Origin of the sequence: Nocardia sp. NPDC060259 (genome assembly GCF_042728775.1) — a bacterium.
Classification (GTDB): Bacteria; Actinomycetota; Actinomycetes; order Mycobacteriales; family Mycobacteriaceae; genus Nocardia.
This window is the reverse complement of the sequence record NZ_JBHXAY010000180.1, coordinates 1-7,011: the sequence shown is the minus strand read 5'-3', so window position 1 is coordinate 7,011 and position 7,011 is coordinate 1. Positions and strand designations below refer to the sequence as shown.

Here is a 7,011-nt window from a genome sequence, read left to right as displayed (position 1 = left end):
GGCTCGCGCTGTGCGCGAGCCGAATCCGGGCGAACATCTCAGAGGTGGCCGCCGGCGGCGGACGGGGCACCGGACGCGTCGGACGGCGTCGACATCTCCCGCGCGATGAAGTTCTCCAGGTCGAACAGGTTCGATCCGGCCCGGTCGGCGATGTTGAGCAGCGTGTTCATGCGCGCGACTTCCTCGACCTGCTCCTTGAGGAACCACTGCATGAACTGCTCGCCGAGGTAGTCGCCTTCCTCGCGGGCGGTGCTGGCCAGTTGGATGATCTGGTCGGTGACCGTCTTCTCCTGGGACAGTGCCAGCGCGATCGGCTCGCGGGCGTCCTCGAAATGCGACTTGGCCGCATCGATGCCCGCGATGTCGATGCTGATATCGCGGTCGAGGAAGTACTGAACGATCATCATCGCGTGGTTACGTTCTTCCACGGACTGTGCGTAGAACCGCTTGGCCAGCTGCGGCAGATCGGCATTGTCGAACCACACCGCAATGGCGATGTACTGGTGTTCGGCATTGAACTCATGTCGGATCTGGTCTTGAAGCAGGCTGTGGAATTTGCTGCGCGGGTTTTCCGAATGACTCGACATGTCGGCAACATTAGCGCTGGTCACAAGGGTTGTCATCCAAGTGCAACCTTATTGAGGGAAGTATTTCCTAACCAAGTATTCCCTTACTGAACCTGCCCTGCCCCAGCCATTTTCGGCGCTGTGTTGTCCACCGGGACCTTGCCCGTCAGCTCGCGCCGAATGAATTCCTCCACGTCGAAGAGATTTTGCTGGCGGTCCAGCACGGTGAGCAGTGTGCCCATCTCCGCGACGTCGGCCACCTGCTCTTTGAGGAACCACTGCACGAATTGTTCGCCGAGATAATCCTGGGCGGTCCGCGCCGCCGCGGCGAGTCCGCTGATCTGCGCGGTGGCCGCCCGCTCGCTGTCGAGCAGGAAGGCGATCGCGGCGCGCGGCGAATCGAACTCGGAGCGCACCTCGTCGAGGCCCCCGATCGTCACCGGGATGTCGCGGTCGAGCAGATACTGGACCATCCGCATCGCATGGCCGCGGCTCTGCGCGGACCGGGCGTAGGTCTGCGCGGCCAGCTCGGGTAGTCGCTGCGTGTCGAAGTACACGGCGGCGGCCAGATACTGTTGCGCGGCGGTCAGCCCGTGCCGGATCTGGTCCCGCAGCAGCTCGATGAACGAACGGTCCTCGGCCATACAGACGACGTTACCGCGTCAGCAGGTCCTCGGGAATCTGTTGGTCGTTGGCCAGCGCCTCGAAGAAGCCGGGCGCCTTCGACTTGTCCCACAGCAGCACGTTGCCCACGTCGGTGTCGTCGAAGCCGCCGATCGGCACGCTGGTGGTGACGGTGTCGCCGCGCATCGCCCAGCCGAGGGCGGCCAGGTTCCAGATGTGGTCGCCGTCATCGACTTTCAGCGAACCGGCCACGCCGGTGGCCATCGGCCACAGCGCGAACGGGTTGGCCAGCGTGCCCATGCTCGTCGCCTTCTTCAGCAGCGCCGACATGAACAGCCGCTGATGGTTCATCCGGTCGACGTCGGCGAGCGGGGTGGCCCTTGTCCGCACGAAACCGAGCGCTTCCGGGCCGGTCAGCTTCTGACAGCCCGCGGGCAGGTCCAGCCCGGCCAGCGGGTCGACGATCGGCTCGTCCAGGCACATCTCGATCCCGCCGAGCGCGTCGACGACGCCGGCGAAACCACCGAAGCCGATCTGGGCGTAGTGGTCGATCCGCAGGCCGGTCGCGATCTCGACGGTCTGCACCAGCAGCGGCGCGCCGCCGAGGGCGAACGACGCGTTGAGCTTGTCCTTGCCGTGGCCGGGAATGCTGACGTAGGAGTCGCGCGGCAGGCTGACCATCGTGGTCGGCCCGGACGACGGGATGTGCACCAGCATGATCGTGTCGGTGCGTTCGGGACCGGTGTCGCCGCCGGTCGCCAGTTCCTGCTCCTGCTCGGTCGACAGGTCACCGCGACCGTCGGAACCGACCAGCAGCCAGTTCGTGCCCGGCGTATCGCCGATCCGGTCGCTGTAGGAGGTGAGCGCGGGGATCCGGGTGAGCGAGTTGTCGAGGTGGATGACCGCGGCGATCAGCCCCACGATCAGCGCCACCACGATCAGCATCAGCCACCGGAACGGATGACGCCTGCGCGGCCGCCGCGGCGGCCTGGCCTGCCTGCCCACCTCGGGCGGAGGCGGGGTACGCCGGGGCGGGACGCCGTCGTGATGGGGGACCGGGCGCTGGGTCGGCGCGTGCCGGACCGGCTCGCGATGCGGAACCGGGCGCTGCGTCGGCGCGTGCCTGCGCGGCTGCTCGGTCGGCATCTGCGAGTAGGCCAGCGGCTCCCCGCGGCCGTCACGGTGCAGGACCTGGGTCGGCTCGATGTGCGAGGCGGGGGGCTCGCGGCGCGGCGCGGGGTTGTAGCGGACCGTCGGACCATCGCCGGGCGGTGGCATGCGGCCTGGCTGGGGGTTGCCGCGGCGGACTGTCGGCTCGTTGCCGGGCTGCGGACGGCCCTGACGTGGACCGTTGCCGCGCCCAGGCGGCGGCAGCGGAGGACCACCGGGGTGGCCTGCCTGCGGCGGCACCCGGCGCCTACGCGGGTCATCGCGGGGATCGTCGCCGTTCATCACTGGGGCACTCTACTGATCGTCGGGTGCGCGGGTCGGTTGTGCGCGCTCGGTCACTACTGGGATACCCCGCTCGGGCGCCCGTGTTAGCGCGAAACGCGGGGATGTGGCCGGACTCGCCGTGACACGCCGCTCACGGTAGCCAACCGACACGACCGCGCAGCACGGTGTAGCCGAGGTAGGCGACCGCGTCGATGGTCGCGTGCGCCAGGATCAGCGGCCACAGCCGGTTCGTGCGCTGCCAGTACCGGCCGAAGAGCAGGCCCATCACGATGTTGCCGAGGCCGCCGCCGATCCCCTGGTACAGGTGGTAGCTGCCGCGCAGCAGTGCCGACGCGACCAGCGAGCGGTTGTCCGACCAGCCGAGCTGACGCAGCCGGGTGATCAGATAGCCGACCACCAGCACTTCCTCGGCCACCGAGTTCGCACAGGCCGCCAGGATCAGCACCGGCAGCCGCCACCAGTGCTCCGACAGCGAACTCGGCACGATGGTGACGCTGAATCCCAGCGCGTGCGCGAGCAGATACAGCCCGAGCCCGGGCAGGCCGATCACCGCGGCCAGCACCAGACCCGGCACCACATCGGCGCGCCCGATCCTGGCCAGGCCGATCAGCCGCGGCCCGATTCCGCTGCGCCACAACAGGTACAGGCCCAGCGCGGCCCAGGCCAGCAGCCGGGTGACGCTCACGAGCTGGAACAGCAGGTCGAGCAACGAGTTGTCGGACCGGGAGGCGTTGAGCGCCACCGTGCGCCCGCCGATGCCACCGGGCGAGAGCGCCGAATCCAGCAGCGCCAGACCGGCACTGATCCCGCTCAGCCCGAAGGTCACCAGCAAGACGATGGCGATCTCCACTCGGAGACCGAACCGTTCCCGCTCGCTCAGCTGGGTGTCCGGAGGATCGACGCGCATGTCGCGCAGTGTAGGCAGCCCGCGGTGCGCGGGCCCGTGAGCGGGTTCAGATGCGGCGCAGGCCGTTCAGGTAGGGGCAGCCGGCCAGGACGCGCACCGCTTTGCTCAGCGATTGGACGTCGTCGGCGGGCGTGGCGAAGGGCAGTCGCACGTCGTGGTCGCCCTCGGTGCTCTCGACGCGCAGGGTCAGGCCGTAGCGGTCGATGGCCAGCGGATGCACCATCCCGCCGCGCAGCCGGGTCGGCAGGTGCCGGGCCAGCTGGGCGACGATGTCGGCGTGGTCCTCGGCCATGTGCTGCAGCCAGGCGCTCTCGAGTTCGCAGAACGGGTCGGGCGAGGCGGCGCGCAGGTCGGCGTGGTCGACCGATTCGGCGCCGGAGGTGTCGGCCAGCACCGCCGAATTCACCACAACGCGCAGCAGGGTGACCCCGTGCCCGACATCGAGCAGCCCCGGATGCGGGAACTCCTTGGCGATCTCGATCGCGAGCGCGCGCTGCGCCTGCTCGGGCACCTGCCGCACCCAGCCGCGCAACCACACCAGCGCCCGGACCGGCTCGCGCAGCGGCAGCGGCGCGTGATCGGTGAGTTCGAGTACCGCGGAGGTCTCGTTCGCCGTCGCGGCCAGCGCCGCCGCGAGGGAGCTCGCGGGCACCGCGATCACCGCGTCGCCGCACCGGCGCAGGTGATGCAGCGAGGTCGGCACCGGATCGATGCCGGGCAGCGCGAGCATCGCCGTCTCCGCGTGCGCGCACGCGCTGCGAACGCGCTCGGCGGTCGTCGGCGCGAGGATCGTGGTTGGGCTCGACATGACAACCTCCGCGAACTGTTGTTTAGGTAAACCTAAGCTAAGTTACCGCGGTCATTCGCGCAAGAGGGACACCCCGCACAATTGCCGGGAATCCCGCATCTACGGTGGTCTGATGACGCACGACGACCACGCGACTCCCGCCGAACCCGTCCTGGTCACCCTGTCGACGCCCGCCCGCCGCAGCCTGGTGGCCGGTCTGGTCCGGCCGCGGGGCAGCGCACCCGGCACCGCCGAGATCGTCGACGTCGACATCCCCGATGCCGAGCTGGTGGCGTTCCTGGTCCGCATCGCCCACGCCGACCACGGCTTCGTCGCCCGTACCGCCGACGGCTCCCGTGCCGTCGCCATCGTCGCCGGTACGGTCGCCGCCCTGTGCGGCGAGGACATCCCGACCGCCCTCGCGAATCCCGATGTCGAATTCCTGACTTCGCTCAAGCCACCGGCCATCGAAGCAACCCGTACGGTTCTGCTCGCCGTCGAAACCGACGATGAGCAGGCGATCGTGGATGCTCTCCGCGTACTGGATTCCTGAGCCGGGCCGACTTCGGACAACGATCCAGCTAATCTTTCTGTGTGCCGCGTATTGCGTATTTCGGGCCGTCCGGGACGTTCACCGAGATGGCTCTGGCGAAGTTCGAGAACTCGGGGGCCTTCGACGGTCCGGTCGAGCGAATAGCCGCGCCGAGTCAGGGTGCGGCACTCGATCTGATCCGGTCCGGCGATGTCGACGGCGCGGTGGTGCCGATCGAGAGTTCCGTCGAAGGATCGATTCCCGCGACGCTGGATTCGCTGGCCATCGGGCCGCGGCTGCAGATCGTCGCCGAGACCGAGCTCGAGGTGGCTTTCACGATCGTCGCGCGCCACGGCATCACGCTCGACCAGGTGCGCACGCTGGCGGCCTACCCGGTGGCGGCCGCGCAGGTCAGGCAGTGGGTGGCGCGGCACATGCCGGACGCGCGGCCGTTCACGTCGGCCTCCAACGCGGCGGCCGCCGAAGACGTGGCCGCGGGAACCGCCGACGCCGCCGTGTCGACCGCACTGGCCGGCGAACGGCTCGGACTGGCGACGCTGGCCGCCGGAGTGGCCGACCACGATCAGGCGATCACCCGGTTCGTCCTGGTGACGCGGCCGGGCGTAGCGCCGCACGCGACCGGCGCCGATCGCACCTCGATCGTGCTCGAACTGCCGAACGAGCCCGGCTCGCTGATGCGCGCCTTCGCCGAATTCGCCACCCGCGGCGTCGATCTGACCAGAATCGAGTCGCGGCCGACCCGGACCGCGATGGGTACCTACCGCTTCTACCTGGACTGCGTCGGGCACCTCGACGATCCGGCGGTCGCGGAGACGTTGAAGGCATTGCATCGCACGGCGCGGGTCCGGTTCCTCGGATCGTGGCCCGCGTACTCGGCGGTCGGTACGCCGCCCCCGTCGGACGAACCTGCCGCAGAATGGTTGACGCAATTGCGAAAGGGGGTCGCTGACCTATGACTACACGCGCGAAGCTGGTGCTGGTGCGCCACGGCGAGACCGAGGGCAACGTCGCGAAGATCCTCGATACCCAGGTGCCCGGTCTCCCGCTGACCGAACGTGGTGTGGCGCAGGCGAAAGCGTTCGGCGCGAGCCTGGCGCGCGCGCCGCAGGTGCTGGTGTCGTCGGAGGCGCTGCGTGCCCGGCAGACGGCGAGCTACATCGAGGCGGCCACCGGCTCACCCGCCCATGTTCTCGACGGCCTGTTCGAGGTGCAGGTCGGCGACCTGCACGGGCGCTCGGACCAGGAGGCGCACGACTTCTTCCAGCAGATCTACCGCGGCTGGCACCTCGGTGAACTCGAGACCAGGGCGCCCGGCGGCGAATCCGGTCACGAGGTGCTCGACCGGATCGTGCCGGTACTCGAAGGGCTGCGCACGGAGTTCCTGACCGACGACGCCGACGGTGACGTGGTGGTCGTGAACCACGGCGCCGCCATGCGGCTGGTCGCCAAGACGCTGGCCGGGGTGGCGCCGCCGTTCACGACGAACAACCACCTCGACAACACCGAGACGATCGAACTGCTCCCCACCGAGGACGGCGGCTGGGAATGCCTGCGCTGGGGCAGGTTCACGCCGCCGTTCACGGTCAAGGCCGAGCCGACGGCCGACGACCCGATGGGGTGATCACCCCAGGTTGTCGGCCTTCGCGGCCGGGAATTCGGTACGGATCGGCAGTGATTCGATGAGATCGGCGACCGCGGTCCGCAGGCGCGCGGTCGTGCCGGAGGCGATGGACGACCACTTCACGCCGTCGTCGGCGACGCTGGCGGTGATGATGAATCTGCCCGCGCGCGTGTTGAACACGGCGATGTGGTTGTCCTGGATCTCGCGGGTGCCGTCACCGTAGGCGACGCCGACGATCTCGGCGTAGGAGTGGATTTCCACCAGCGCCGAGGCGAGCGCTGGCGCGTCGCCGGCCGGTTTGCCGATCTTGCTCAGCCGCTCCGTGGTGGCCGCGACGTCACCGGTGTCACCGAAGATCGGCGCGAGTTCCTCGGTGGGAGCGTTCATCCCGTACAGCTCGAGCGCTGCGGACTGCCCGAGCGCCTGCAGTACCGCGCCGGGCAGGTCGAGGCCCGCGTCGTCGATGACGTAGGACTCCGGCCCGCGCAGGGCGACGAC

9 protein-coding genes are annotated in these 7,011 nt (G+C 69.2%); 3 read left to right on the top strand and 6 right to left on the bottom strand.

Translation table 11 applies throughout. The annotated features are described in order from the left end of the window. Window positions 1-38 precede the first annotated feature (38 nt). The 5 genes from ACFWF2_RS33180 to ACFWF2_RS33160 all read right to left on the bottom strand — a co-directional run bounded on the left by ACFWF2_RS33180 (window position 39) and on the right by ACFWF2_RS33160 (window position 4,360). Window positions 39-587 (bottom strand): ferritin, encoded by a 549-nt coding sequence (locus ACFWF2_RS33180; RefSeq protein ID WP_379311432.1) that lies wholly within the window; start codon window positions 585-587, stop codon window positions 39-41. Between the two features lie 83 nt (window positions 588-670). Beyond that, on the bottom strand, window positions 671-1,210 hold the full coding sequence (locus ACFWF2_RS33175) for a ferritin (protein WP_379311431.1): 540 nt from the start codon (window positions 1,208-1,210) through the stop codon (window positions 671-673). 10 nt (window positions 1,211-1,220) lie between these two features. Then, window positions 1,221-2,642: an LCP family protein gene (locus ACFWF2_RS33170; protein ID WP_379311430.1), complete on the bottom strand. Its 1,422-nt coding sequence runs from the start codon at window positions 2,640-2,642 to the stop codon at window positions 1,221-1,223. 133 nt (window positions 2,643-2,775) lie between these two features. After that, complete coding sequence (locus ACFWF2_RS33165; RefSeq protein ID WP_379311429.1) at window positions 2,776-3,552, bottom strand: CPBP family intramembrane glutamic endopeptidase; 777 nt, start codon at window positions 3,550-3,552, stop codon at window positions 2,776-2,778. Window positions 3,553-3,598: 46 nt separating this feature from the next. Further along, a complete protein-coding gene (locus ACFWF2_RS33160; RefSeq protein WP_379311428.1) occupies window positions 3,599-4,360 on the bottom strand; it encodes a DUF2470 domain-containing protein in 762 nt (253 codons plus the stop codon). 112 nt (window positions 4,361-4,472) lie between these two features. On the opposite strand from ACFWF2_RS33160, the gene ACFWF2_RS33155 reads away from it, so the two are divergent. The 3 genes from ACFWF2_RS33155 to ACFWF2_RS33145 are packed head-to-tail and all read left to right on the top strand — an operon-like array spanning window position 4,473 to window position 6,513. After that, the gene (locus tag ACFWF2_RS33155; protein WP_379311427.1) at window positions 4,473-4,892 is read left to right on the top strand and encodes a hypothetical protein; all 420 of its coding nucleotides are present in this window, start codon (window positions 4,473-4,475) and stop codon (window positions 4,890-4,892) included. 41 nt (window positions 4,893-4,933) lie between these two features. Continuing rightward, window positions 4,934-5,848, top strand: coding sequence for a prephenate dehydratase (pheA, locus tag ACFWF2_RS33150; RefSeq protein ID WP_379311426.1), 915 nt, complete (start codon window positions 4,934-4,936; stop codon window positions 5,846-5,848). Then, window positions 5,845-6,513: a histidine phosphatase family protein gene (locus ACFWF2_RS33145; RefSeq protein WP_379311425.1), complete on the top strand. Its 669-nt coding sequence runs from the start codon at window positions 5,845-5,847 to the stop codon at window positions 6,511-6,513. Before pheA ends, ACFWF2_RS33145 begins: the two co-directional genes overlap by 4 nt. Here the strand turns inward: ACFWF2_RS33145 and ACFWF2_RS33140 are convergent. Next, window positions 6,514-7,011: ESX secretion-associated protein EspG (locus tag ACFWF2_RS33140; RefSeq protein WP_379311424.1), on the bottom strand; the 498-nt coding region annotated here is incomplete at its 5' end.

Coding starts and splice junctions, on each gene's coding strand:
- ACFWF2_RS33180 (WP_379311432.1), bottom strand. CDS start 587: ATGTCGAGTCATTCGGAAAACCCGCGCAGCAAATTCCACAGCCTGCTT.
- ACFWF2_RS33175 (WP_379311431.1), bottom strand. CDS start 1,210: ATGGCCGAGGACCGTTCGTTCATCGAGCTGCTGCGGGACCAGATCCGG.
- ACFWF2_RS33170 (WP_379311430.1), bottom strand. CDS start 2,642: ATGAACGGCGACGATCCCCGCGATGACCCGCGTAGGCGCCGGGTGCCG.
- ACFWF2_RS33165 (WP_379311429.1), bottom strand. CDS start 3,552: ATGCGCGTCGATCCTCCGGACACCCAGCTGAGCGAGCGGGAACGGTTC.
- ACFWF2_RS33160 (WP_379311428.1), bottom strand. CDS start 4,360: ATGTCGAGCCCAACCACGATCCTCGCGCCGACGACCGCCGAGCGCGTT.
- ACFWF2_RS33155 (WP_379311427.1), top strand. CDS start 4,473: ATGACGCACGACGACCACGCGACTCCCGCCGAACCCGTCCTGGTCACC.
- ACFWF2_RS33145 (WP_379311425.1), top strand. CDS start 5,845: ATGACTACACGCGCGAAGCTGGTGCTGGTGCGCCACGGCGAGACCGAG.